This window comes from Rhodococcus sp. DT1 (assembly GCF_049844875.1).
In the GTDB taxonomy this organism is placed as follows: Bacteria; Actinomycetota; Actinomycetes; order Mycobacteriales; family Mycobacteriaceae; genus Rhodococcus.
This window is the reverse complement of sequence record NZ_JBNCLW010000001.1, coordinates 1-23,978: the sequence shown is the minus strand read 5'-3', so window position 1 is coordinate 23,978 and position 23,978 is coordinate 1. Positions and strand designations below refer to the sequence as shown.

The window sequence follows — 23,978 nt, the reverse complement described above, 5'->3', positions numbered from 1 at the left end:
GGGGTCATTCGTCCCGTTGCATGGTCGCCCACAAGCCGGCGGCATGGAGACGCTGCACGTCGTGCTCCATCTTGTCACGCGAGCCACTCGAGACGACCGCCTTACCCTCGTTGTGCACCTCGAGCATCAATTCCGTGGCCTTGGCCTTGCTGTACCCGAACAGCTTCTGGAATATGAACGTCACGTAGTGCATGAGGTTGACCGGATCGTCCCAGACGACGGTGACCCACGGCCGGTCGACGGATTCGGTCTCCTGGACCTGCTCGGCCTCGGCCGGGACGGCCTGCCCCGCCATTGCGCGGACGTCGAAACGAACTGTCGTGGAACCCGGCACCATGCGGTCCAGGGTACGGCGTTCGCGCGCGCCGAAAAACCCGCCGCCGAGTCCTCGATCTACAGTGTTCGGGTGTCCGAAGCCACCGCCGCTGCGATTCACGGCAGCACCGCACTGTTCACCGACAAGTACGAATTGACGATGCTCGAGGCCTCGCTGGCCGACGGGTCCGGCGATCGTCCGTGCGTGTTCGAGGTGTTCGCCCGGCGCTTGCCCAACGGTCGCCGATACGGCGTCGTCGCCGGCACGGGCCGTCTGCTCGACGCGCTCGCCACGTTCTCGTTCGGGGACGACGAACTGGCGTCCGTGTCGGAGTTTCTTGCGCCCGACACCGTCGAGTGGCTGCGCAATTTCCGCTTCTCCGGCGACATCGACGGATACCGCGAAGGCGATTTCTACTTCCCCGGCTCCCCGATCCTGTCGGTGAGCGGGACGTTCGCCGAGTGTGTGCTGCTCGAAACACTCGCGTTGTCGATCTTCAATCACGACAGCGCCGTGGCGTCCGCAGCAGCCCGGATGGTCAGCGTGGCCGACGGGCGCACCCTGATCGAGATGGGGTCTCGACGCACCCACGAGGAGGCCGCGGTAGCCGCGACGCGCGCCGCCTACCTGGCCGGCTTCGATTCGACGTCCAACCTCGAGGCCGCCCGCCGGTTCGGGATCCCCGCCGCGGGCACCGCGGCGCACGCGTTCACCTTGCTGCACACCACCTCCGCCGGCCGCGACGAGGCGTCGGCTTTCCGCAGCCAGGTCGAGACCCTCGGCGTGGACACCACGCTGCTGGTCGACACGTACGACATCACCGCCGGTGTGAAGACTGCCATCGAGGTCGCGGGGACCGGCCTCGGTGCGGTGCGTATCGACTCCGGTGACCTCGGCGTGCTGGCCCGCCAGGTCCGCGCTCAGCTCGACGGCCTGGGCGCGACCGGTACCCAGATCGTGATGTCGGGAGATCTGGACGAGTACGGGATCGCGGGCCTGCGCGCCGAGCCCGTGGATGCGTACGGGGTCGGAACCTCCGTGGTGACCGGCTCGGGAGCGCCGACGGCCGGGATGGTCTACAAGCTCGTGGAGGTGGCGGGGATCCCCGTCGAGAAGCGCAGCGCGGCGAAGGAGTCGCGCGGCGGCGCGAAGAAGGCGGTCCGGTACGCGCGGCGCAGCGGGACCCTCGTCGAGGAGGTCGTCTACCCGGCGCACCTGGACCGGGTACCAGACGGCGACGGATCCGTGGTCCAGGACCTGACGATTCCGCTGGTGCGCGGGGGCCGGCCGGTCGGTGATCTGCCGACACTCGAGGAGAGCCGCCGGTTCCTCGCCCAGGGCATGGTGAGCCTGCCGTGGGAGGGCATGACGCTGTCGGCGGGAGATCCGGCGATCCCGACTCGCTTCGTCCGGGCGGGGTGACGCGGCCGCGAAGCCGCGCCGGGTAGGCACCGGAACGTGACGGTGCCTCCCGCTACCCTTGACGGGTGCCCGATCTTCCCGAAGTGCCCGAGCTGTTACGAACCGCGGTACACGCGCTGGGCGGCAAGGAACGACGGAATCAGCTGACCATGGCGTCGGCGGTGGCGCACAGCATCGACACCGGTGAGCACCTCGCCGTGCAGGCCGGCACCGGCACCGGCAAGTCCCTCGCATATCTCGTTCCGAGCATCCGATACGCGGTCCGCACGGGCCGCACGGTCGTCGTCTCCACCGCCACCATCGCATTGCAGCGGCAGCTCGTCGAACGCGACCTGCCGCGACTGGCGAAGGCCCTCACCGAGTCGCTCGGCCGCCGTCCTCGCTTCGCGATCCTCAAGGGCCGCGGCAACTATCTGTGCCTCAACAAGATCAATACCGGTCTGGCGGAAGAACCCCCGGACACCGGTCTGTTCGACGCCTTCACGCTGTCGCGGATCGGACGCGAGGTGCGCCGGGTCACCGAGTGGTCCTCGGATACGGAGACCGGCGACCGCGACGACCTGACCCCCGGCGTGTCCGATCAGGCCTGGCGTCAGGTCAGCGTCACGGCGCGCGAGTGCCTCGGCAAGTCGCGGTGCCCGGTGGGCGACGATTGCTTCGCGGAGATCGCCCGAGCCGAAGCGGCGCAGGTCGACGTCGTCGTCACCAACCACGCGCTCCTCGCGATCGACGCGATCACCGGAATCCAGATCCTCCCCGAACACGACGTGGTGGTTGTCGACGAGGCCCACGAACTCGTGGACCGGGTCACCGGGGTCGCCACCGCCGAACTGTCGGGCAGCACGGTGTCCGCCGCTGCGCGGCGCTGCCTCAAACTGGCCGGCGACGAGGAGGTCGACCGCCTCGAGGGCGCCGCAGAGAACTGGGACTCGTTGCTCGACGAGCTTCCTCCCGGCCGGTGGGACGCCGTGCCCGACGGCGCCGGTGCCGCATTGGCGGCAGTCCGCGACGCCGCATGGGCGGTGCATACCTCGATCGGCTCGCCCAAACCGGGCATGGATCCCGAAGCCGCCGCCGCCCGCAACCAGGCACTCGCCGAGATCGACGACGTCCACGATTGCGCGGTGCGCATCCTCACGGCATTCGACGAGCCCGATCCGTCGCAGCGCAAGGACGTGGTGTGGCTCGCGGCCGACGAGTTCCGCGGTGTTGCCCGCCGCACGGTCCGGATGGCGCCGCTGTCGGTGGGCGGCTTGCTGCGCTCCAAGCTCTTCGGCGAGTCCACCGTCGTCCTCACGTCCGCGACCTTGACCGTCGGTGGGTCGTTCGACGGCCTCGCCGTCGATTGGGGTCTTCCGCCGCAGGCTGCCGTCCGCAGCGACACCACGTCGGCGTCCGGGGCGGAACCGCCGTCCGACACCGGCGCCCTGAAGTGGAACGGGATCGATGTCGGCTCCCCGTTCGACCACGAAAAGTCCGGCATCCTCTACGTCGCGAAGAAACTACCGCCGCCGGGCCGCGAGGGCATGCCTCCGAGCCACCTCGACGAGATCACCGAACTCGTCACCGCGGCCGGGGGGCGCACCCTCGGCCTGTTTTCGTCGATGCGAGCGGCGAAGGCGGCCGCCGAGGCACTGCGTGAACGCGTCGACACCCCGATCCTGTGCCAGGGCGACGACGCGACCGGCGCACTCGTCGAGAAGTTCGCCGCCGACGAGCCGACCAGCCTGTTCGGCACCCTGTCCCTGTGGCAGGGCGTCGACGTTCCCGGGCCGTCGCTGTCGCTCGTGATCATCGACCGGATTCCGTTTCCCCGTCCGGACGATCCGTTGCTCGTCGCGCGGCAGCGGGCGGTCGAAGCCCGCGGCGGTAACGGCTTCATGGCGGTCGCCGCCACCCACGCGGCGTTGCTCCTCGCGCAGGGGGTGGGCCGCCTTCTGCGCAGTACCGACGACCGCGGCGTCATCGCCGTACTCGATTCGCGGCTCGCCACCGCGCGCTACGGCGGTTACCTGCGCGCGTCACTTCCGCCGTTCTGGGAGACGACGGATCCTGAGGTCGTGCGCAAGGCATTGACCCGGCTGCGCAGCTGACAGCCCGGGTGGACCCACCTCCACGACGGAGTGCGGATCCACCCGGTCCGGTCTCAGGGCAGCACGACCATCCCGAACTCGGCCGGCGAGGCGAGCAGATCGTGGTGCGGCAACACTCGCACGGTGTAACCGACGGGCCCGGCCAACGGCAGCCGGACGTCGGCCTCGAACACGTCGCCGAGCGATCCGCTGCCGGTGTGGGACATCGGGACGGACACGATATCGCTGAGCGTGTCGTCCGACCCGACCCGGCCGATCACGGCCTGAACTTCGACGTCCCCGGACGTGAGCTCACCGAGATCGACGTGAGCGGTCACCGCGAGCCGTGAACCGATCTCGGGAACCTCGGGCAGTCCCTCCGTGTCGACGTGTGCGACCCGCACTCCGGGCCACGCTGCTTCGAGGCGCTCCCGGTACTCGGCGACAGCCTTCGCACCGGCGAAGTTGTCGGCCGCGACGGTCCGCGCCGACTCCGCTGCCGGAATGTAGTAGTCGACGGCGTAGTCGCGCACCATGCGGGACGCGAGCACCTTGGGTCCCAGGTTTTCGAGGGTGTGCCGCACCATCTCGATCCACCGGCCGGGCACCCCGTCGATGTCGCGATCGTAGAAGCGCGGCAGGACCGAACGCTCGAGCAGTTCGTACAGCGCACCCGCCTCGAGGTCGTCGCGGCGCTCATCGTCGACCCCGTCCGCGGTCGGAATCGCCCAGCCGTTCTCACCGTCGTACATCTCGTCCCACCATCCGTCGCGGATGGACAGGTTGAGGCCGCCGTTGAGTGCCGACTTCATCCCCGAGGTGCCACAGGCCTCGAGCGGTCGCAGCGGGTTGTTGAGCCAGACGTCGCAGCCCCAGTAGAGGTAGCGCGCCATCGATATGTCGTAATCGGGCAGGAACACCACGCGGTGACGGACACCGTACTCGTCGGCGAATCGCACGACCTGCTGAATGAGCGCCTTGCCGCCGTCGTCGGCGGGGTGACTCTTGCCGGCGACGACCAGTTGCAGTGGCCGCTCGGGGTCGAGCAGCAGCGCGCGCAACCGTTCCGGGTCGCGCAGCATCAAGGTCAGGCGCTTGTAGGTGGGCACGCGTCGCGCGAAACCGATGGTGAGCACGTCGGGGTCGAAGACGGAATCGACCCAGCCCAGTTCGGCGTCGGTCGCGCCGCGTTCGATCCACGAGTTCCGCAGGCGACGCCGCACTTCGCGGACGAGCATCCCGCGCAAGTCGTTGCGCATGTCCCATAGTTCCTTGGCGTCGACCGTCTGGAGCAGTTCCCAGCCGCGCGATTCCTCGACGAGATCCGGTCCTGCCAGCCGGTCGGCCAGTGCCAGCCATTCGCGTGCCGCCCAGGTGGGCGCGTGGACGCCGTTGGTGACCGACCCGATCGGGACCTCGGTGGCGTCGAAACCGGGCCACAACTCTTCGAACATGTGCCGGCTGACTTCACCGTGCAGTTTCGATACGCCGTTGCAGCGCTGGCCGAGCCGCAGCCCGAGGTGAGCCATGTTGAAGACGTCGGGGTTCGACTCGCGGCCGAGAGCGAGAATGCGGTCGACGGTCAGGCCCGGAAGGAGTGCCGACTCGTTTTCGCCGTTACGCCCCGAGAAGTAATGGCGCACAAGCTCGATCGGGAATCTGTCGATGCCGGCGGGCACGGGGGTGTGGGTGGTGAAGACCGTTCCGGCGCGGACCGCGGCAAGCGCTTCGTCGAAATCGAGGCCGCTGCCGGTGACGAGTTCCCGGATGCGCTCGGCACCGAGGAATCCCGCGTGCCCCTCGTTCATGTGGAACACGTCGGGGTCGGGCAGGCCGTGGATGCGGGTGTACGCGCGGACGGCGCGGACCCCACCGATCCCGGCCAGGATTTCCTGTTTGATGCGGTGGTCCTGGTCGCCTCCGTAGAGCCGGTCGGTGACGCCGCGGAGTTGTTCGTCGTTGCTCGCGATGTCCGAGTCGAGCAGCAGCAGCGGCACCCGGCCGATCTGGGCGATCCACACCCGCGCGTCGAGCGTGCGGCCGCCCGGGATCTCCACCTGGACGAGCGCCGTGGTGCCGTCGGCTTCGGTGAGCAGCTTGATCGGCAGTCCCTGCGGGTCGTAGGCAGGGTAATGCTCGACCTGCCAGCCGTCGGCGCTGAGCGACTGCCGGAAATAGCCGGAGCGGTAGAGCAATCCGACGCCGATCAGCGGCAAACCGAGGTCGGAGGCCGCTTTGAGGTGGTCACCGGCGAGGATGCCGAGTCCGCCGGAGTAGTTCGGCAGAACTTCGGAGACACCGAACTCCATCGAGAAGTAGGCGATTCCCTCGGGCACGGCGGTCCCGCGCTCCTGCTGTTGCTGATACCACCGGGGCCGGGCCAGATAGTGGTCGAGGTCTGCCGCGGCGGCGTCGAGCCGGGAGAGGAACTCCTCGTTCTCGGCGAGCGCGTCGAGGCGCTCCGGCGGGACCTCGCCGAGCAGTCGGACGGGGTCGCTTCCGCATCGCTCCCACAGTTCGGGATCGACGGCGGCGAAGAGATCCTGGGTCTCCGGGTGCCACGACCACCGCAGGTTGGAGGTCAGAGTCCCCAGCGCGGCGAGGCGCTCGGGAAGGTGGGCTCGTACGGTGAACCGACGCAAGGCTTTCACTCTGGGAAGCCTACTCATGTCCGCCGGTGTGCGGTGCCTCCGGTGCCGGAACCGACAAGCCGCAGAGCACATTCCCGTCCACAACCGAACAGGCCCGACAATTCCGGCCGTTCCCGCCGCCTGTGCCCATGGTGTACGCCCTTTCGGTGTTGCTCCGCAGACCGGTCGAACCTCACCCCGGAGACGTTAGGGAAGAGCGTGTTGCCCAGGAGTCACGCGCGGTGAACCGTGGTAACCGATACGGTTCGTCACATCGGTTACCGGGTATCCCCGAGGTCACCACCACATGATCGGCCCCGTGCCGCCGCCTCCATTACGGTTGACACGAACTACGGCCGCAGTACGCCCCGGCCCGGGTACGTCCCGGTCCCGTACGGAACGGAGCAAGCGTGACAGGTCGCCTCGGCATCGACGACGTCCAGCCATCGATCGACGGTGGTCGGTATCCCACCAAGGCAGTCGTCGGCGAGGTGGTACCGGTCGCTGCGGTCGTCTGGCGCGAAGGCCACGACGCCATCGCCGCGACGCTCGCCGTGCGCGGGCCCGCCACGGCACCCGGGACACCGGCCAAGCTCACCCGCATTCCGATGGTGCCCGGCTCCGAACCCGACACCTTCCACGCGGTGTTCGCGCCCACAACCCCCGGCATCTGGACCTACCGCATCGAGGCCTGGAGCGACCCGGTGTCCACATGGCGTCACGCTGTCGACGCGAAGATAACCGCGGGACAGGGCCCGGAGGACCTCGCCAACGATCTCGAGAGCGGCGCACGGATTTTCGAGAAGGCTGCGCGCGGCGTACTGCGCGGAAACCGGCCCGCCCTGCTCGCCGTCGCCGCGGCTCTGCGCTCCGAGCGGCCGCTGGCGGAGCGGGTCGCACCGGCCTTCTCCGCCGACGTCACCGAGATCGTCCGCGCTCAGCCCCTCCGCGAACTCATCACGCGGGGAAAAGCTTTCACCATCGTGGTCGACCGGAAGCGGGCCCTGTTCGGATCATGGTACGAGTTCTTCCCCCGGTCGACGGGAGGCTGGAACGAGGACGGCACGCCCCGGCACGGCACCTTCGAGACCGCGGCCGAGGATCTGCCGCGCATCGCGGCGATGGAGTTCGATGTCGTCTACCTGCCACCGATCCACCCGATCGGCAGGGTCAATCGGAAGGGACCCAACAACACTCTCGTCGCGGGCCCCGACGATGTGGGTTCCCCGTGGGCGATCGGGGCGGAGGAAGGTGGCCACGACGCGATCCATCCGGAACTCGGGGACGAGGACAGTTTCCGGAAGTTCGTGCTGCGGGCCGAGGAACTCGGACTCGAGGTCGCGCTCGATCTCGCTTTGCAGTGCGCGCCCGATCATCCCTGGGCCCGTGACCATCCGGAGTGGTTCACCGTGCTGCCGGACGGGACCATCGCGTACGCCGAGAACCCGCCCAAGAAGTACCAGGACATCTATCCGGTGAACTTCGACAACGATCGCGACGGGATCTACGCCGAAGTGCTCCGGGTGGTCCGGCACTGGATCTCTCTGGGGGTCAAGATCTTCCGGGTCGACAACCCGCACACCAAGCCCCCGGACTTCTGGGAATGGCTCATCGCCGAGGTCAAGAAAACCGATCAGGACGTGCTGTTCCTGGCGGAAGCGTTCACTCGGCCTGCGCGGATGTACGGCCTGGCACGACGCGGATTCACGCAGTCGTACACGTATTTCACCTGGCGCGTGGCCAAGTGGGAACTCACCGAATTCGGACGTGAGATCGCTGCCAAGGCCGACGAGGCCCGGCCCAACCTGTTCGTCAACACGCCCGACATCCTGCACGAGACGCTGCAGCACGGTGGGCCCGGAATGTTCGCGTTGCGAGCCGCGCTCGCCGCGACCCTGTCCCCCACCTGGGGCGTCTACTCCGGATACGAGCTCTACGAACACCTCGCCGTTCGTCCCGGCAGCGAGGAGTACCTCGACTCGGAGAAGTACCAGTTGCGTCCACGCCGTTTCGACGAGGCACGACGCCGCGGCGAATCGCTCGAGCCGTGGCTGACCACCCTGAACCGCATCCGGCGCGCACACCCCGCCTTACAGCAGTTGCGCAACATCACCTTCCACCACATCGACAACGACGCTCTGATCGCCTACTCGAAGCACGATCCGGTGACCGGCGATGCGGTGCTCGTCGTGGTCAATCTCAACCCGTACGGCGCCGAGGAAGGCACCGTCTGGCTGGACATGCCGTCCATCGGCCACGAGTGGCAGGACCAGCTCCCCGTTTACGACGAGGTGAGCGGGGAACAGTACATCTGGGGACAAGCCAACTATGTGCGGCTCGAACCGTGGAAATCGGTCGCGCACATCATGGTGCTGCCCCCGATCGGGATTCCGGCCCGATCGACTCTCGCCTACAGGAGACTCACGTGACAGTGCCCCCACCGACTTCCTCCGAGGAACCACCGCGGCGGCGGCACAGTCCGCGCCCGGAAGACCTCGCGCGACTGGCCGCCGGTGAGCACCACGACCCCCACTCCGTCCTCGGCGCACACCCGCATCCGGAGGGCACGGTCGTGCGCACGTTGCGTCCGGGCGCGGAGAAGGTTGCCGCGCGGATCGGCGGTATCGATTACCCGCTCGAGCCGGTGGGCCACGACGTCTTCAGCGCACTGGTCCCGCAATTCGACTTGGCCGACTACCGCCTCGTCGTGACGTACCCGTTCGACCACACCGTCGTCGTCGCCGACGGATACCGGTTCCTGCCGACGCTCGGCGAACTCGACCGTCACCTGTTCAACGAGGGACGGCACGAGCGGCTGTGGGAGATCCTCGGCGCGCACCCGCAGCACTACGACACCCCGGACGGCCCCGTCGCAGGGACGTCCTTCGCCGTGTGGGCTCCGAACGCACGCGGCGTGACCGTCGTCGGCGACTTCGACGGCTGGGGCGGACGAACCGCACCGATGCGGGTGCTCGGTTCCAGCGGAGTGTGGGAGGTCTTCATCCCCGGAGTCGGACCGGGCGACCTGTACAAGTACCGGGTCCACGGTCACGACGGTTCGGTGCTCGACAAGGCCGATCCGATGGCGTTCGCTGCCGAGGTGCCGCCGGCGACCGCCTCCCGTGTCACCGAGAGCAGCCACACCTGGCGCGACGACGACTGGATCGCCGCCCGCGCGACCTCCGAACCCGTGCGCGAGGCGATGGCCGTGTACGAGGTACATCTCGGGTCCTGGCGCCCCGGCCTGACCTACCTCGAAATGGCGGACCAGCTTGCCGAGTACGTCCTCGAGACGGGTTTCACGCACGTGGAACTGCTTCCCGTCGCCGAGCACCCGTTCGGCGGGTCCTGGGGCTATCAGGTCACGTCCTACTACGCCCCGACCTCGCGTTTCGGCACACCCGACGATTTCCGCGAGTTCGTCGACCGGCTTCACGCCGCAGGTATCGGCGTCATCATGGACTGGGTTCCGGCCCACTTCCCCAAGGATCAATGGGCACTCGCGCGATTCGACGGAACGGCGCTGTACGAGCACGCCGATCCGCAGCGCGGTGAGCAACTGGACTGGGGTACCTACGTCTTCGACTACGGACGAGCCGAAGTCCGGAACTTCCTGGTCGCGAACGCGCTGTACTGGATCGAGGAGTTCCACATCGACGGGCTGCGTGTCGATGCGGTCGCCTCCATGCTCTATCTCGACTACTCGCGGCCCGCGGGCGGCTGGACCCCCAACATCTACGGCGGTCGCGAGAACCTCGAGGCGGTCGGATTCCTCCAGGAACTGAACGCGACGATCCACAAGCAGCATGCCGGGGTCGTGACGGTGGCCGAGGAGTCCACGTCGTGGCCCGGTGTCACCCGCCCGACGAACGTCGGCGGACTCGGGTTCACCATGAAATGGAACATGGGCTGGATGCACGACACGCTCGGTTACCTGTCGCGCGACCCCGTGCACCGCACCTTCCACCACCACGAAATCACGTTCTCGCTGATGTACGCGTGGAGCGAGAATTTCGTGCTGCCCATCAGCCACGACGAGGTCGTGCACGGCAAGGGCACACTGTGGACCCGGATGCCGGGCGACGACGACACCCGCGCCGCGGGTCTCCGGTCACTGCTCGCCTACATGTGGGCACACCCGGGCAAGCAATTGCTGTTCATGGGTCAGGAGTTCGGTCAGGTCGCCGAGTGGTCGGAGGAACGCGGACTGGACTGGTGGCAGCTCGACCAGCCACTCCACAGCGGCATCCAGCGGCTCGTCGGCGACCTCAACCGGACCTATCGTGCGCACCCCGCGCTGTACACGCTCGACAGCTCACCCGAGGGTTACTCGTGGATCGACGCGAACGACGCGCACAACAACGTGCTGAGCTTTCTGCGGTTCGGCAGTGACGGCTCTGTCGTCGCGTGCCTGCACAACTTCTCCGGCAGCACTCACGCGGACTATCGTGTCGGTTTACCCGAACCCGGCACGTGGGAAGAAATTCTCAACACGGACGCGACCGCTTATCAGGGTCACGGCACCGGAAACCTCGGTGCGGTGGAGGCCACGGAGCATTCGTGGCACGGACGTCCCGCGTCGGCTCGGGTCACGTTGCCCGCGCACGGTGCCATCTGGTTGTCGCTGCGGGGGTAAACCCGCATTCGACGACAGGAGCACCACAACGTGAGACGGACACGCCGGTTCGAGCGGGTGGCGGTGCCGGTGATCGCGATGGTTCTGCTGGCAGGGTGTGCGCAACAGATCGACGGCACGCCCGTGTCGGTCTACGACAACCCCTTCACGGTCGCCGGCCTGCCCGTCACGAGCGGGTACAGCGGGCCCCGTGACGGGGTTCCCGACGCCGGGGTCCTCATCGAGAACACCGACGGTGGTCCCATCGACATTCTCGCGGGCAACGCGATCGGCGATATCGAGGACTACTGGCGTGGAGAGTTCGGAACGATCGCGAAGGGTTCGTTCGAGCCGGTGTCCACCATCATGTCGTGGGATCCCTCCGAACGGCGCGGCCCCCGGTTCTGCGGGGAACCGACGTTCGACTTCGTCAATGCGGCGTATTGCAGTCTCGGCGACGTCATCGGATGGGACCGCTCCTATCTGATGCCCCAGTTGATCGAGGACTTCGGCCCGATGGCGGCCGTCATGGTCCTCGCGCACGAGTACGGTCACGCGATCCAGTACACGGCGGGGCTGATCGCCGACGACGACCCCGGCATCGTGTTCGAACAGCAGGCCGATTGTTTTGCCGGTGCGTTCATGCGACACGTCGCCGAGGGGCGTGCGGCGCATTTCGAACTCGACACCTCGGACGGACTCAACAAGGTGCTCGCGTCGATGGTGCTGTTCCGCGACACCGATCCCAACGATCCGGATTCCATCCACGGCTCGGCGTTCGAGCGGGTCACCGCCGTCCAGATCGGCTTCACCGACGGCGCCGCGGCGTGCGCGGAGATCGACGCCGCGGAAGTGGAGACCCGCCGCGCGGACCTGCCGCAATACTTCGACGGCAGCGACGACGGCGAGCTTCCGGTCACCGCGGACTCCGTCGACCTCATCTTCCGGTCGTTCGAGCGCGTATTCGAGCTGGCAGACCCGCCGGCACTGGATCTTTCGGGAGCCGAACTCGCGTGTGCGGACGCCGCGTTCACCTCCCCGGTGTCGTACTGCCCTGCCAGGAACACGATCGGAGTGGACCTCGCCGCGCTCACCGAGCGCAGCACACCGGAGGACTCCTCCGGCAACGAATTCAGCGCCGATGTCCGCGGCGACTACAACGCGTACGTGCTGATCGCGTCGCGGTATGCGCTGGCTGTCCAGCACGCGAACGGTCAATCGCTGACCGAGCCTCGCACGGCGCTCCGCGCGGCATGTCTGTCGGGCGTGATCAGCGCCGCGCTGAGCCCGATGAGCCCGCTCGCGGCCGAGGTGGGGCCCGACGCGAACATGGTGTGGCTCTCCCCCGGTGACCTCGACGAGGCGGTGTCCGGTCTGCTCACCGACGGCCTGGCCGCGAGCGACGTCAACGGCAACACGGTCCCCAGTGGCTTCTCACGGGTCGACGCGTTCCGCACCGGCGTGCTCGGCGGTGAAGCAGCGTGTAACGGCCGCTACCGGTAGGCAGCGGCCGTTACACACGTGTGGTCGGTCGTGAAGTTCTAGTAGAGCGCCATGGCGAGCTTGCGCCGCGCCGAGACCACGAAGTCCTCTGCCGGGTCGAACAACTCGAACAGTTCGAGCAGCCGGGTACGCGCCGCGGTGCGTTCGTCACCCGCGCTGCGACGGACGAATTCGATCAGGCGTGCAAACGCCGCTTCGGGGTCCTGAGCGAACAATTCGGCGTCTGCCGCCGCCAGTTGAGCGTCGAGATCGGCCGGGGCCGCGTCTGCGCGCTCGACGGCGTCGGCGGGGAGTTGCTGCGCACGGCCGAGGAACCGGACCTGCCGCAGTGCGGCCTGCGCGTCCGTGTTGTTCGGCTCCGAGTTGAGGATCAGCCGGTAGGCGGCCTCGGCGCCCTCGAAATCGCCCTGCTCGAGAGCCTGCTCCGCAGCCTCGAAACGCGGGTCGACGGGCTGTTCGGCCGGTTCACCGTCGGCGCTCGGGGGCCCCGACAATTTGCCGGCGACGGCCTCGCGGATCGCGTCGAGCCACTGCCGTAACGCGGCTTCGGGCTGGACACCCTGGAAGTCGGCAAGAGGCTGCCCGGCTGCTATCGCGACGACGGTGGGCACCGACTGCACACCGAACGCCTGGGCGATCCGCGGGTTGGCGTCCACATCGACCTTCGCGAGCACCCATTCGCCGCCGGCTTCTGCGGCAAGCTTCTCGAGGGAGGGGGTCAGCTGCTTGCAGGGCTCGCACCACGTCGCCCAGAGGTCGACGATCACGGGCACCTGCATCGAGCGCTCGAGAACCTCGGCCTCGAACGTCGCTTCGGTGACGTCGATGATCGACGGGATTGCGCCGGAGGCACCGGCACTCGGCGGAGGTGGCGGTGGGGCGGTGGCCCTCGCCTTGAGCGGCGCGAGATCCACCGCGCCGGACATTGCTGCGGCTGCGGCAGCGGAACGTGCTGGACGGGAACCGGGTCGAGTCACGCTCTCCAGTTTGTCATGCCCGGGCGGTGGTGTGCCGGGCGGTCAGGCAGCCGTGTCGACTTTTTCGGCGCTTTCGGGCGCGGAGAGTTCGGCGAGACGGCCGGTGCGCACGGCCCAGCGCTCGAAGACGATGGTGCCGAACGGCGGGACACTCGAGACGAGCGCCAGGAAGGTGGTCTTCAGGTCCCACTTCAGCGCCCACGCGGTGAGAAGCGCGATGAGAACGAACGGAATGAAACCGGCCACGCCGTGCACCATGCCCGGGATGGCGATCGCTTCTTCGTACCCGAGCACCCACTTGAAGAACATGGCGATCAAGAGCGCGAGCCACGTCACAGCTTCCCAGATCGCCACGAGGCGGAACCGCTTCGCGGGGGTGGACAGGTCGAAGATGTTCGTCATGGCGCCCATTGTGCCGGAGGACTACGACGACCCGTAGTGGGGGTGAGAGACATCACGGCCCCGGCGGAGTGCGCCGGGGCCGTAATCGTGCTCAGTGCGCGTCAGGCTTCGGCACGCGAACGATGAGCGCATCGCCCTGGCCGCCGCCGCCGCACAGCGCAGCCGCGCCGATGCCACCGCCGCGACGCTTCAACTCCAGCGCGAGGTGCAGGGCGATGCGGGCACCGGACATGCCGAGGGGGTGCCCGAGCGCGATGGCGCCACCGTTGACGTTGACCTTGTCGGCGTCGATGCCGAGTTCACGGGCCGAGACGATGCCCACCGCCGCGAAAGCCTCGTTGATCTCGATCAGATCGAGGTCCTGAGGATCGACACCCTCGCGCTCGCACGCCTTGGCGATCGCACGGGCCGGCTGCGACTGCAACGTCGAGTCCGGTCCGGCGACCACACCGTGGGCGCCGATCTCCGCGATCCAGCTCAGGCCGAGTGCCTCGGCCTTGTCCTTGCTCATCACCACGACCGCAGCGGCACCGTCGGAGATCTGCGAGGCCGAACCGGCCGTCACGGTGCCGTCCTTGGAGAACGCCGGACGCAACCTGCCGAGGGACTCGGTGGTGGTGTCGGCGCGAATTCCCTCATCGGCGGCGAACATGATGGGGTCGCCCTTGCGCTGCGGAATGGCGACGGGCACGACCTCCTCGTCGAACAGGCCGTCCTTCCAGGCGCGCGCCGCGTTCTGGTGCGACGCCGCGGCGAAGGCATCCTGCTCCTCGCGCGAGACGAAACGTTCTCCGCTGTTGGCGGACTCGGTGAGGTTGCCCATCGCCTGGTCGGTGAAGATGTCGTGCAGCCCGTCGTACGCCATGTGGTCGCGCAGCGTCACATCGCCGTACTTGAATCCGGCACGGCTCTTCTCGAGCATGTGCGGCGCCTGGCTCATCGACTCCTGCCCACCGGCGACGACGACGTCGAACTCGCCGGCACGGATCATCTGATCGGCCATGGCGATCGCGTTGATGCCCGACAGGCACACCTTGTTGATGGTCAGCGCGGGCACGTCCATGGGAATGCCGGCGGCCACTGCGGCCTGCCGCGCGGGGATCTGACCGGCACCCGCGGTGAGAACCTGCCCCATGATCACGTACTCGACCTGTTCGGGCGCAACGCCGGCCTTCTCGAGGGCGCCTTTGATCGCGACGCCGCCGAGGTCGGAGCCGGAGAGGTCCTTGAGTGAACCCTGCAGGCGCCCCATGGGCGTACGGGCTCCGGCGACGATGACAGAACTGCTCACGGAAACGACCTCCGACGATCGGGGAAATGTGGGGCGCCCAACCGGGCCTGAAACATCACTCCCGATATGAACGCATTCAACGTTAACGCTACCGTCTAGAACATGACCGAGATCTCTCCCACCTCCACGCCGGCCGCTGCGCTTCTCGCGACCGGGCTCGTCACCGCGATCGATCACGTCGGCATCGCGGTGCCCGACCTCGATGCCGCTCTCACGTGGTACGCCGAGAACCTCGGCCTCGTGTCCACACACGAAGAGGTCAACGAGGAACAGGGTGTCCGGGAAGCGATGCTGTCCGTGCCGGGCAGTCCGGAGGGCGCGACCCAGATCCAGCTGCTCGCTCCGCTGAACGAGAATTCGACGATCGCCAAGTTCCTGGACCGCAGCGGTCCGGGATTGCAGCAGCTCGCATACCGCGTGTCCGATCTCGACGCGGTCGCCGCCGCATTGCGAGCCAACGGCGTCCGGCTGCTGTACGACGCCCCGCGTCGCGGCACCGCCGACTCCCGCATCAACTTCCTCCACCCGAAGGATGCGGGCGGCGTTCTCGTCGAATTGGTCGAGCCGGCCGCTCACGCCGCGCACTGAGCCACGCGGACGGATCACGAGTCTGCGTTCCCGCCCGCGTTTCGGCGGGAGCGCAGCGTGTCCTCCGGCCTCAGCAGGTAGATTGTCGCCATGGTCTTCGATCGTGATCGCACCCCCAGCCACCTGCCGTTCTCGATCGTGCGAAAAGGCTTCGACCGCGACGAGGTAACCAACTACTTCGCGCGGTTCGAGGCCGAGTTACGCGTGACCGCGACCGACCGCGACGCCGCGTCCGCGCAGGCCCGCGATCTCGCGCGCCAGCTCGAGAATGCGCGCAACGAGATCGACGAGCTCCGCCGCGATGTGGACCGGCTGTCGGTGCCCCCCACCACCGCCGAGGGTATGAGTGACCGCATCTCCCGGATGCTGCGCCTCGCCTCGGACGAAGCATCCGAGTTGCGGGCGCGCGCCGAGGCCGACTCCGCGGAAATGATTTCGCTCGCCGAGCAGGAGGGCATCAGACTCCGCGGCGACTACGAACAGAAGCTCGCAGAGCTCGAAGAACGGCGCCGCGCATTCGAGGACGAGCACAAGCGGACGATGGCTGCCGCGCGCAAGGAAGCCGACCGCATCGTCGCGGCTGCGCGCGCCGAGGCCGACCGCCACGCCGCCGAGGCCGAAAGCAAGCGCGAGCAGGTTCAGCAGGACTTCGAGATCACGATGGCCGAACGTCGCAGCAAGCTTCTCGGCGAACTCGACAACCTCGAGCGCACGAGCAAGGCCGAAGCCGAACGACGTATCGATGTGGCGACGCAGGAAGCCGCCCGTCGACTCGCGACTGCCACCGAACAATCCGAGCGCAAGGTCGCCAACGCCCGCGACCTCACGGAGGAAATGCGGATGCTGCGCGGACGCATCCTCGGCCAGCTCGATGCGGTGCGCGAACAGCTCGACGACGTGCCGACCATGCTCGCCGCGATCAACCGCGAAGGCGAGTTGCTCGACCGGGAGATCTCGCTCGATACCCCCCGTCCGGGCGGTGGCAGCACTTCGGCCGGTGGGAACACGGCCGGTGGCGGCGCTCCCCGCGATCGCAACACGGAGGGCGGCACTCCCGCGGCGAAGCCGAAGGCGACCGCGGATACCGAGGGACGGGTCGCCCCGCCTGCGCGAGCGGACCGGGACGACGCGGCAGCCGGTGAGACCGGACGCACCACGGACAGCGGCAAGAACGCCGGCACCGGGAAATCCGACACCGCCGAGAAGACCGACACCGAGAAGACCGACACCGAGAAGACCGAGACCCCGAAATCCGCCGACGGCGTCCGCGGTTCCGGAACGCAGCCTCGGAACACCACGGGCTCCGGACCGAATATCCAGGGACGTTCCCCCGCGGTCGCCAGCAAGGTCAGAAACTGACGCGTCGCGCGACTACCCTGCTCCCTGGCGGCGGCCGACCATCTCGCTGATCCAGACCGGGGCGTACGGCGACGTGCAGCCCGGTGACGTCGGGTAGTCCGCGAGAACTCTCAACCGCTCCCCGATCTCGAGCGCGCGTTGCCTGTGGTGAGCGTGCTCGATCCCGATCTGGGCGAGGCAGGTGTTCATCGACCATTGCAGTGTGTCGGGAGCATCTTTCATCTCTGTCTCGACGATGTCGAGGAGTCCGTCCAGGTCCAGCCGGGCCGGATCCGTGGCCACCAGTCCGGCGGTCAGATCCCAGCCGGCACTCGCGACCGCCGGGTCCGGGTCACGGAACCAGCGCGCGCGCAGTTCCTCTGCGTGCGGGCTCTTCTTCACGACGAAGCTCACCAGCCAGACCCGCACCTTGGGAGCACGCGCGTCACGCATCATCGCGTCCAGTTCGTCACGCTCGAACGACCTGGGCCGGCAGATCAGGAGCGCGAGCAGCCTCGCCGCTGTGTCCCGGGTGTCCCAGAGCCCCCGCGCGAGCTCGTGCTGGGTCTTCAAGCGCTTCGCGAGCGCCCGTAGCCTGCTGAGATTCACGCCGTGGTCGTCGCCGTGTTTCTCGTTGACCGCACGTGCCTTCGGGTCCTCGAGTGCAGCAAGTTCGGCCATCACATCCGCCACTGTCGTCTCGGTCATCCGTGCCTCCAGTGCTCACGTCCCGCCATCGGCAGCGCCACGACGACAGACTACGACGGGGAGGGTGGACACCACCCGATCTTGCCGGCAGGGAGCACTGTCGCTAGGACCACCGACGCGTGGGCCGCCGCGTTCCGCGTCCCTTCCAGCACCCGTTGTGCCAGTGCCGTCTGTCGTCGGCGCCGCCCGGAGTGTCGACGGGCCATGCCACCACGTGTGGTGTGCCGGGCGCGATCTCGTGGTCGCATCCCGGGCACCGGTACGGCTTGGTGGCGCGGCTTCCCGGCACTGTCCGCACCGTGTACCTCTCGTCGTCAGCTCCTGCCGGACCGTTCTCGGTGCGGCTGGTGGCGTAACCGAAGGAGGCGCTCTCCGATTCGGCGTGTCCGCGCCTGCGCGACGACGTAGGGGGACGATTGCGGCGGGGCACCGTCAGAACAATCTGAACTCGGTGCTCTCGGTGCCACGCAACGCCTCGTAATCGAGGACGAGGCAGCGGATCCCGCGATCCGTCGCCAGGGTCTTCGCCTGCGGCTTGATCTGCTGGGCAGCGAACACTCCGGTGACCGGGGCGAGGAGCGGGTCGCGGTTGAGAAGTTCGAGATAGCGCGTGAGCTGTTCGACGCCGTCGATCTCACCGCGACGCTTGATCTCCACGGCCACCGTGGCGCCGTCGGCGTCCCGGCACAGCAGATCGACGGGACCGATCGCTGTCGGGTACTCGCGCCGGACGAGCGTGAATCCCTGGCCGAGCGTCTCCACGTGTTCCGCGAGAAGTTCCTGCAGGTGCGCTTCCACGCCGTCCTTGATGAGACCGGGGTCCACCCCGAGTTCGTGACTCGAGTCGTGCTCGATCTCCTCGAGCGTGATCCGCAGTTCCTCGCCGGCTTTGTTGGTCACCACCCAGAGCGCCTGCGCCTCGTCGGCCGGTTCCTCGACGAGCCAGCACGGCGGGCTCATCCAGTTGAGAGGTTTGTAGGCGCGGTCGTCGGCGTGGATACTCACCGACCCGTCGGCCTTGACGAGCAGGAGTCGGCGCGCCGTGGGCAGGTGCGCCGTCAGGCGTCCGATGTAGTCCACACGGCAACGGGCAATCACTAGACGCACGGACCTACCCTAGTGGATCTGCTCGACTACTCTCGAACGACCATGCCAGCACGCAGCAACCGCACCGCACCGCTCGGGTCCGCGATCCTCGGTGAACCCGCCGAACCCGTCCGGCGGCAGCGCATCCGCATCCAGTTGTTGCTCACCCTGTCGCTGATCGGGACGCACCTTGTGGGGGCGGCGATCGTGGCCGCGCTCATCAACGTGGTGATCCCCGGCCCATCGGTCCTCACCTCCGAATTCCTCGTGATCACCGCGATCCTTGCGCCGGTGTACGTGGGGGTCGCGATCGTCCTGGGGTCGGTCCTGTTCACCCGCGGGGCCCTCCGCCGGTTGCGGTGGGCGCTGGAGAACCGGCCACCCACCGCCGACGAGCAGCGCATCGCTCTCACGATGCCGTGGCGGATCACCCTTCAGCAGGGTGCACTGTGGTTCGTCGGGTTCGTCTTCTTCACCACGTGCTTCGGCATCGTCGACGCCGAGACGATTCCCAAGGTGGCCCTGACCATCACGCTCGCCGGGGTTACCGTGTGCGGTTTCGCATACATGTTCACGGAGTTCGCACTCCGCCCTATTTCCGCGAGGGCCCTCGAAGCGGGCACACCACCACGCCGGAAGTTCGCCGGCACCACCGGCCGGGTGATGCTCGCGTGGGCACTCGGCAGCGCCGTGCCCGTCGTCGGGCTGATCTTCGTGGCGGTGTTCACCTTCGTCCGCCCGGTCACCACGACCCGCCTCGCGATCACGATCCTCGTCCTGGGAACGGTTGCGCTGTTCACGGGCTCACTCCTGATGTACCTGACCGTACGATCCACGATCGCTCCCATCGAGTCCGTGCGTTTCGGGATGCGCCGAATCGAAGAGGGGCGATTCGACGAAGCGGTCGTCGTCTACGACGGCACCGAACTCGGCCAGTTGCAGGCCGGCTTCAATCGGATGGCCGAGGGCCTGCGCGAACGGGAACGTATGCGGGAGGTGTTCGGTAAACATGTCGGACGTGACGTCGCAGCGGCAGCGCTGAACCGGGCAGAGACCCTCGGTGGTGAGGAACGGGACGTCGCGGTGCTGTTCATCGACATCATCGGGTCCACCGGGATCGCGGCGAGCCGACCCCCCTCCGAGGTCGTGGAACTGCTGAACCGATTCTTCGCCGTCGTCGTCGACGAGGTCCATTCCGCCGGAGGCTTCGTCAACAAGTTCGAGGGTGACGCCGCGCTCGCGATCTTCGGTGCCCCGGTTGCGGTCGACGACGCTCCCGGGCGGGCACTGGCTGCCGCCCGGAAGATGGCGCAGCGTCTCGAGGCCGAGGTACCCGAATGCCGTGCGGGCATCGGCATCACCGCCGGGATTGCGGTGGCCGGCAACATCGGTGCCGAGGAGCGGTTCGAGTACACGGTGATCGGAGACCCGGTCAACGAGGCGGCACGCCTCTCCGAACTCGCGAAAACCGTGCCCGGACACGTCGTCGCGTCACGCCGTGCGCTCGACGCCACGTCCGGCGCGGAACGCTCCCGGTGGACGCTGGGCGAAGAAGTGGTGCTCCGAGGACGGGCCGAAGCTACCCACCTGGCCGTTCCGTCCTACTGACGATCCCGGGCGCTCATTCTCCCGCGATGATCGCGTCGAGAAATCTCCGTGTTCGCTCGTGTGCGGGATCGGTGAAGATGCGCTCGGGCGAGCCTTCCTCGACGATGCGACCCTGATCGAACATCAGCACGCGATTGGATACGTCTCGCGCGAAGTGCATCTCGTGCGTGACGATGAGCATCGTGATGTCGGTCGTGTCGGCGATGGTGCGCAGCACGTCGAGCACATCCGCAACGAGTTCGGGGTCGAGCGCCGAGGTCACCTCGTCGAGAAGCAGGATGTCGGGGTCCATTGCGAGCGCCCGGGCGATCGCCACACGCTGCTGCTGCCCACCGGACAGCTGCGTCGGATGCGCACTCTCCTTGTCCGACAGTCCGACCGTCGCGAGCAATTCACGCGCGCGCTCCTGCGCTTCGGACTTCTTGCGCCCGAGCACGTGGATGGGCGCCTCCGTGAGGTTCTCCATCACGTTCATGTTCGGGAACAGGTTGAACTGCTGGAACACCATGCCGATGCTGCGGCGCATCGATCGGAGGTGCCGCTCCGACGCGGGAACCAGACGGTCCCCTTTTCGTTCGTGGCTGAGCGGTTCACCTTTGACCCGGATGACCCCGCCGTCCACCTTCTCCAACGTCATGAGCAGACGCAGGATGGTGGTTTTGCCGGAGCCGCTGGGGCCGATCAGCGTCACCCTGTCCCCTGCTGCCACCGTGAAGTCGAGATGATCGAGAACGACGTTGTCGCCGAATTTCTTGACGACCGAGTCGAATTCGATCATCGGCACAGTGGACCTGTCGCCCGTGAGGGAGTGTTCCTCGAGGGCCGGATCAGTAGGCAAGTCGACGCTCCAATCTGCGGATGAGCACCGACGTGGGATAGCTCGCGGCGAGGAAGATCAGCCCCGCCATCGTCAGTGGCTCGAGATATTGAAAGTTTCTTGCCCCGAATTGCTGCGCGGCCGTGACCATCTCCACCACGGAAATGGTGAAGAGGTACGGGGTGTCCTTGAACATCGAGACCGCATAGTTGCCGAGAGCCGGAACGACCCGGCGAATCGCCTGTGGCAGGATCACCGCCCGCCACGTTCGGGCGGGTGGCAAAGACAACGCGCGTGCCGCTTCCCACTGCCCCACCGGGACAGCTTCGATCCCCGCCCGGTAGACCTCGGCCATATACGTCGCGTAGTGGATACCGAGTACCGCGATACCGATTTGCAGTGCCGAGAATTGCGGGAGCAGGTAGTAGACGAACAGCAACTGCACGACGAGCGGTGTCAGCCGGATGAACTCGACTATCGCCGAGAGCAGTTTTGCGAGCACCTTGGGGAGCGAGCGCCGCATGATCGCCACGGCCAGACCCAGCACAGCAGCGAGAGCGAAACCCAGCACCGTCGCCAGCAGCGTGATGCGGAAGCCCTCGAGCAACACGGGCAGCGCCTCTCCGGCGCGTTGCCAACTCCATTCGACGGTCACGACTTCACCACCCCCGCGGGTTCGTCCAGAGCCGGCGCGACCCCGAAGATCTCACGCATACTCGGACCGGTGCCGAGGCGACTCTTCGCGCGTACCTCGAGCGCGTTCATCACCAGCGTGAGGATGTACCCGACCACGAAGTAGAGGACGAGGCCGATTCCGAACGCGAACAACGTGTCGCCGGTGTTCTGCCGCAACTGTTCGATCTCGAACGTGAGATCCTGCAGCAGAATGTAACTCGCAAGCGCAGTGCCCTTGAGCAACTGGATGAGGAGATTGGTCAGAGGAGGAATCATCTCCGCCCAGGCCTGAGGAAAGATCACTCGGCGCAGCCGTTGCCAGTACCCGAAGTTCAAGGCGGTCGCCGCCTCCCATTGGGGTCGTGGAACCGACGCGATGGCGCCGCGGACGACCTCCGCACCGTAGGCGCCGTAGTTCAGCGACAAAGCCAGGATGCCGCACACGATCGGTTCGAGGCGGTACCCGAACAGAGGCAGCACATAGAAGAACCAGAACAACTGGACCAGCAGTGAGGTGCCTCTGAAGAATTCGATGAACACACGCGCACTGCCGCGCAGCGCGAGATTCTTCGCGCCGCCGGCAAGGCCCAGCGCAAGCGCCAGAAGGAACGCGAAGAACGCGCTACCGATGGTCAGTTCGAGCGTGACGATGATCCCGTCGAACAGGCGCGGGATTGCATCTCGAAACTGCTCGAAGTTGGACTCCGAAGCCATTGTCCGCAGCCCGCGCTCAGGCGGTGCCCTCGCACAGTGTCTCCGTGGTCAGGTTCGGATCCGGCATCTCCTCCGCGGTGAAGCCGTAATCCCCGACGATCGAGAGGTAGGTGGCCTCGTCCGACGTGATCTTGGCCAGTTCGGCGTTGTAGGCATCGCGGAGTTCCGTGTCTTCCGTGCGGAACACGGTGCCACCCGCTCCCACCTGGGGAACGCCGTCGATTTCGGCGACGAACGACTCGGTGACCTCGACGGGAGCATTCTCGTTGTTCTGCTTCATCCAGTTCAGGGAGATACCGGTCAATGCGAAGACATCGGCACGTCCGTTGATGACCGCGTCCATGCCGTCCTGCGGTGAGGACACCTGCATCGCGTCGATACCGAGCGACGACGCGTAGTCCGACTCGATCGCACCGGTCAGCACAGCCATCCGGACATCCTTGTCCGCGATGGTCTGCATGTCACTGAGCTGCTGAGGGTTGCCCTGAGGAACCATCAGAGCGGTCGTGTAGTTGAACTCCGGCTCACTGAACAAAGCCTGTTCGCACCGCTGGGGAAGGATCGACATGCCGGCGCTGACGACGTCGAAGCGTCCAGCCTGCAGACCCGGAATGAGGGCACCGAAGTCGGTAGCCACGCCCTCCACGTTGTCGATGCCGAGGTTCGAGAAGATCTCCCTGTGCAGCGCGACCGTTGCGCCGGTCAGTTCGCCGTCCTGCATGAAGCTGTAGGGCGCCTCGCCGGCGAAGCCGACCGTGACGGTGCCGGAGTCCTGGAGTCGCTGGAGAGTCGACCCCTCGCCCGAGTTGTCGACGCTTGTGCATCCCGTCATGGACGCGCCGACAAGTCCGAATCCCGCAAGAGTGGCAGCGGCCTTCACAATTCCGGCCGAGCCGAACCTGTTCTTCATGGTCTGATCCCTCTCGTCGCCCTAGAACGACCCGGGAGGATGCGCACCGCCGTGCAGCACGATCCAAGCGGATCTTGCACCAGCGGACGTTACCCACATCACGTGGCAAAGCGGGACCCAGAACCACGTCGTTACCATCTCGTAACCTGACGGTTCCGCGCGAACGAAAAAAGGGAACCACACCCGCGGGTCCCCTCCTCCACACAAAACACTGAAGGCCCCCAACAAAAGTTGGGGGCCTCCAGCAAACGGGTGTTCGGCGGTGTCCTACTCTCCCACACCCTGTCGAGTGCAGTACCATCGGCG

The 23,978-nt window shown here is 67.1% G+C and carries 20 protein-coding genes; 8 read left to right on the top strand and 12 right to left on the bottom strand.

Annotation, left to right across the window (positions count from 1 at the left end; translation table 11 throughout):
- Positions 1-4 precede the first annotated feature (4 nt).
- A complete protein-coding gene (clpS, locus tag ACLQ3J_RS00100; protein WP_169620420.1) occupies positions 5-337 on the bottom strand; it encodes an ATP-dependent Clp protease adapter ClpS in 333 nt (110 codons plus the stop codon).
- 69 nt (positions 338-406) lie between these two features.
- Here clpS and ACLQ3J_RS00095 point away from each other — a divergent pair, with 69 nt between their 5' ends.
- Positions 407-1,738 (top strand): nicotinate phosphoribosyltransferase, encoded by a 1,332-nt coding sequence (locus ACLQ3J_RS00095; protein ID WP_425901837.1) that lies wholly within the window; start codon positions 407-409, stop codon positions 1,736-1,738.
- 65 nt (positions 1,739-1,803) lie between these two features.
- Positions 1,804-3,831 (top strand): ATP-dependent DNA helicase, encoded by a 2,028-nt coding sequence (locus tag ACLQ3J_RS00090; RefSeq protein ID WP_296549314.1) that lies wholly within the window; start codon positions 1,804-1,806, stop codon positions 3,829-3,831.
- Between the two features lie 53 nt (positions 3,832-3,884).
- Here the strand turns inward: ACLQ3J_RS00090 and glgP are convergent, their stop codons facing one another.
- Positions 3,885-6,461 carry an alpha-glucan family phosphorylase gene (glgP, locus tag ACLQ3J_RS00085; RefSeq protein WP_296549315.1) on the bottom strand — a complete coding sequence of 859 codons (2,577 nt, stop codon included), beginning with the start codon at positions 6,459-6,461 and terminating at the stop codon, positions 3,885-3,887.
- Between the two features lie 389 nt (positions 6,462-6,850).
- Between glgP and ACLQ3J_RS00080 the strand changes: the two genes are divergently transcribed.
- Genes ACLQ3J_RS00080 through ACLQ3J_RS00070 form a run of 3 tightly spaced genes read left to right on the top strand, consistent with a single transcriptional unit; the run spans position 6,851 to position 12,558 of the window.
- Positions 6,851-8,869 (top strand): maltotransferase domain-containing protein, encoded by a 2,019-nt coding sequence (locus ACLQ3J_RS00080; protein WP_425901836.1) that lies wholly within the window; start codon positions 6,851-6,853, stop codon positions 8,867-8,869.
- Positions 8,866-11,076 carry a 1,4-alpha-glucan branching protein GlgB gene (glgB, locus tag ACLQ3J_RS00075; RefSeq protein WP_169620415.1) on the top strand — a complete coding sequence of 737 codons (2,211 nt, stop codon included), beginning with the start codon at positions 8,866-8,868 and terminating at the stop codon, positions 11,074-11,076. The genes ACLQ3J_RS00080 and glgB overlap by 4 nt, the downstream gene beginning before the upstream one ends.
- A gap of 30 nt (positions 11,077-11,106) precedes the next feature.
- Positions 11,107-12,558, top strand: coding sequence for a metallopeptidase (locus ACLQ3J_RS00070; RefSeq protein ID WP_425901835.1), 1,452 nt, complete (start codon positions 11,107-11,109; stop codon positions 12,556-12,558).
- Positions 12,559-12,596: 38 nt separating this feature from the next.
- Here the strand turns inward: ACLQ3J_RS00070 and ACLQ3J_RS00065 are convergent, their stop codons facing one another.
- The 3 genes from ACLQ3J_RS00065 to ACLQ3J_RS00055 all read right to left on the bottom strand — a co-directional run bounded on the left by ACLQ3J_RS00065 (position 12,597) and on the right by ACLQ3J_RS00055 (position 15,228).
- Positions 12,597-13,484 (bottom strand): tetratricopeptide repeat protein, encoded by an 888-nt coding sequence (locus ACLQ3J_RS00065; protein WP_169620705.1) that lies wholly within the window; start codon positions 13,482-13,484, stop codon positions 12,597-12,599.
- A 93-nt stretch (positions 13,485-13,577) separates the two neighbouring features.
- Positions 13,578-13,937, bottom strand: a complete 360-nt coding sequence (locus ACLQ3J_RS00060) for a DUF3817 domain-containing protein (protein WP_169620413.1) — start codon at positions 13,935-13,937, stop codon at positions 13,578-13,580.
- A gap of 91 nt (positions 13,938-14,028) precedes the next feature.
- Positions 14,029-15,228, bottom strand: coding sequence for an acetyl-CoA C-acetyltransferase (locus ACLQ3J_RS00055; protein WP_425901833.1), 1,200 nt, complete (start codon positions 15,226-15,228; stop codon positions 14,029-14,031).
- A 102-nt stretch (positions 15,229-15,330) separates the two neighbouring features.
- On the opposite strand from ACLQ3J_RS00055, the gene mce reads away from it, so the two are divergent.
- Positions 15,331-15,816 (top strand): methylmalonyl-CoA epimerase, encoded by a 486-nt coding sequence (gene mce / locus ACLQ3J_RS00050; RefSeq protein ID WP_378528490.1) that lies wholly within the window; start codon positions 15,331-15,333, stop codon positions 15,814-15,816.
- 90 nt (positions 15,817-15,906) lie between these two features.
- Complete coding sequence (locus tag ACLQ3J_RS00045; protein ID WP_425901831.1) at positions 15,907-17,175, top strand: hypothetical protein; 1,269 nt, start codon at positions 15,907-15,909, stop codon at positions 17,173-17,175.
- Between the two features lie 12 nt (positions 17,176-17,187).
- Here the strand turns inward: ACLQ3J_RS00045 and ACLQ3J_RS00040 are convergent, their stop codons facing one another.
- The 3 genes from ACLQ3J_RS00040 to nucS form a co-directional block, all read right to left on the bottom strand.
- The gene (locus ACLQ3J_RS00040; protein WP_425901829.1) at positions 17,188-17,862 is read right to left on the bottom strand and encodes a DNA alkylation repair protein; all 675 of its coding nucleotides are present in this window, start codon (positions 17,860-17,862) and stop codon (positions 17,188-17,190) included.
- A 103-nt stretch (positions 17,863-17,965) separates the two neighbouring features.
- Positions 17,966-18,292 carry an ATP/GTP-binding protein gene (locus ACLQ3J_RS00035; protein ID WP_169620409.1) on the bottom strand — a complete coding sequence of 109 codons (327 nt, stop codon included), beginning with the start codon at positions 18,290-18,292 and terminating at the stop codon, positions 17,966-17,968.
- A 2-nt stretch (positions 18,293-18,294) separates the two neighbouring features.
- Positions 18,295-18,969, bottom strand: a complete 675-nt coding sequence (nucS, locus tag ACLQ3J_RS00030; RefSeq protein ID WP_296549320.1) for an endonuclease NucS — start codon at positions 18,967-18,969, stop codon at positions 18,295-18,297.
- A 42-nt stretch (positions 18,970-19,011) separates the two neighbouring features.
- On the opposite strand from nucS, the gene ACLQ3J_RS00025 reads away from it, so the two are divergent.
- Positions 19,012-20,556: an adenylate/guanylate cyclase domain-containing protein gene (locus ACLQ3J_RS00025; protein WP_169620407.1), complete on the top strand. Its 1,545-nt coding sequence runs from the start codon at positions 19,012-19,014 to the stop codon at positions 20,554-20,556.
- A 13-nt stretch (positions 20,557-20,569) separates the two neighbouring features.
- Here the strand turns inward: ACLQ3J_RS00025 and ehuA are convergent, their stop codons facing one another.
- The 4 genes from ehuA to ehuB are packed head-to-tail and all read right to left on the bottom strand — an operon-like array spanning position 20,570 to position 23,672.
- On the bottom strand, positions 20,570-21,334 hold the full coding sequence (gene ehuA, locus ACLQ3J_RS00020) for an ectoine/hydroxyectoine ABC transporter ATP-binding protein EhuA (RefSeq protein WP_169653184.1): 765 nt from the start codon (positions 21,332-21,334) through the stop codon (positions 20,570-20,572).
- Positions 21,335-21,383: 49 nt separating this feature from the next.
- Positions 21,384-22,028, bottom strand: a complete 645-nt coding sequence (ehuD, locus tag ACLQ3J_RS00015; protein ID WP_169620405.1) for an ectoine/hydroxyectoine ABC transporter permease subunit EhuD — start codon at positions 22,026-22,028, stop codon at positions 21,384-21,386.
- Positions 22,025-22,762: an ectoine/hydroxyectoine ABC transporter permease subunit EhuC gene (gene ehuC, locus ACLQ3J_RS00010; protein WP_169620404.1), complete on the bottom strand. Its 738-nt coding sequence runs from the start codon at positions 22,760-22,762 to the stop codon at positions 22,025-22,027. Before ehuC ends, ehuD begins: the two co-directional genes overlap by 4 nt.
- 16 nt (positions 22,763-22,778) lie before the next feature.
- Positions 22,779-23,672 (bottom strand): ectoine/hydroxyectoine ABC transporter substrate-binding protein EhuB, encoded by an 894-nt coding sequence (gene ehuB, locus ACLQ3J_RS00005; RefSeq protein ID WP_169620403.1) that lies wholly within the window; start codon positions 23,670-23,672, stop codon positions 22,779-22,781.
- Positions 23,673-23,978 lie beyond the last annotated feature (306 nt).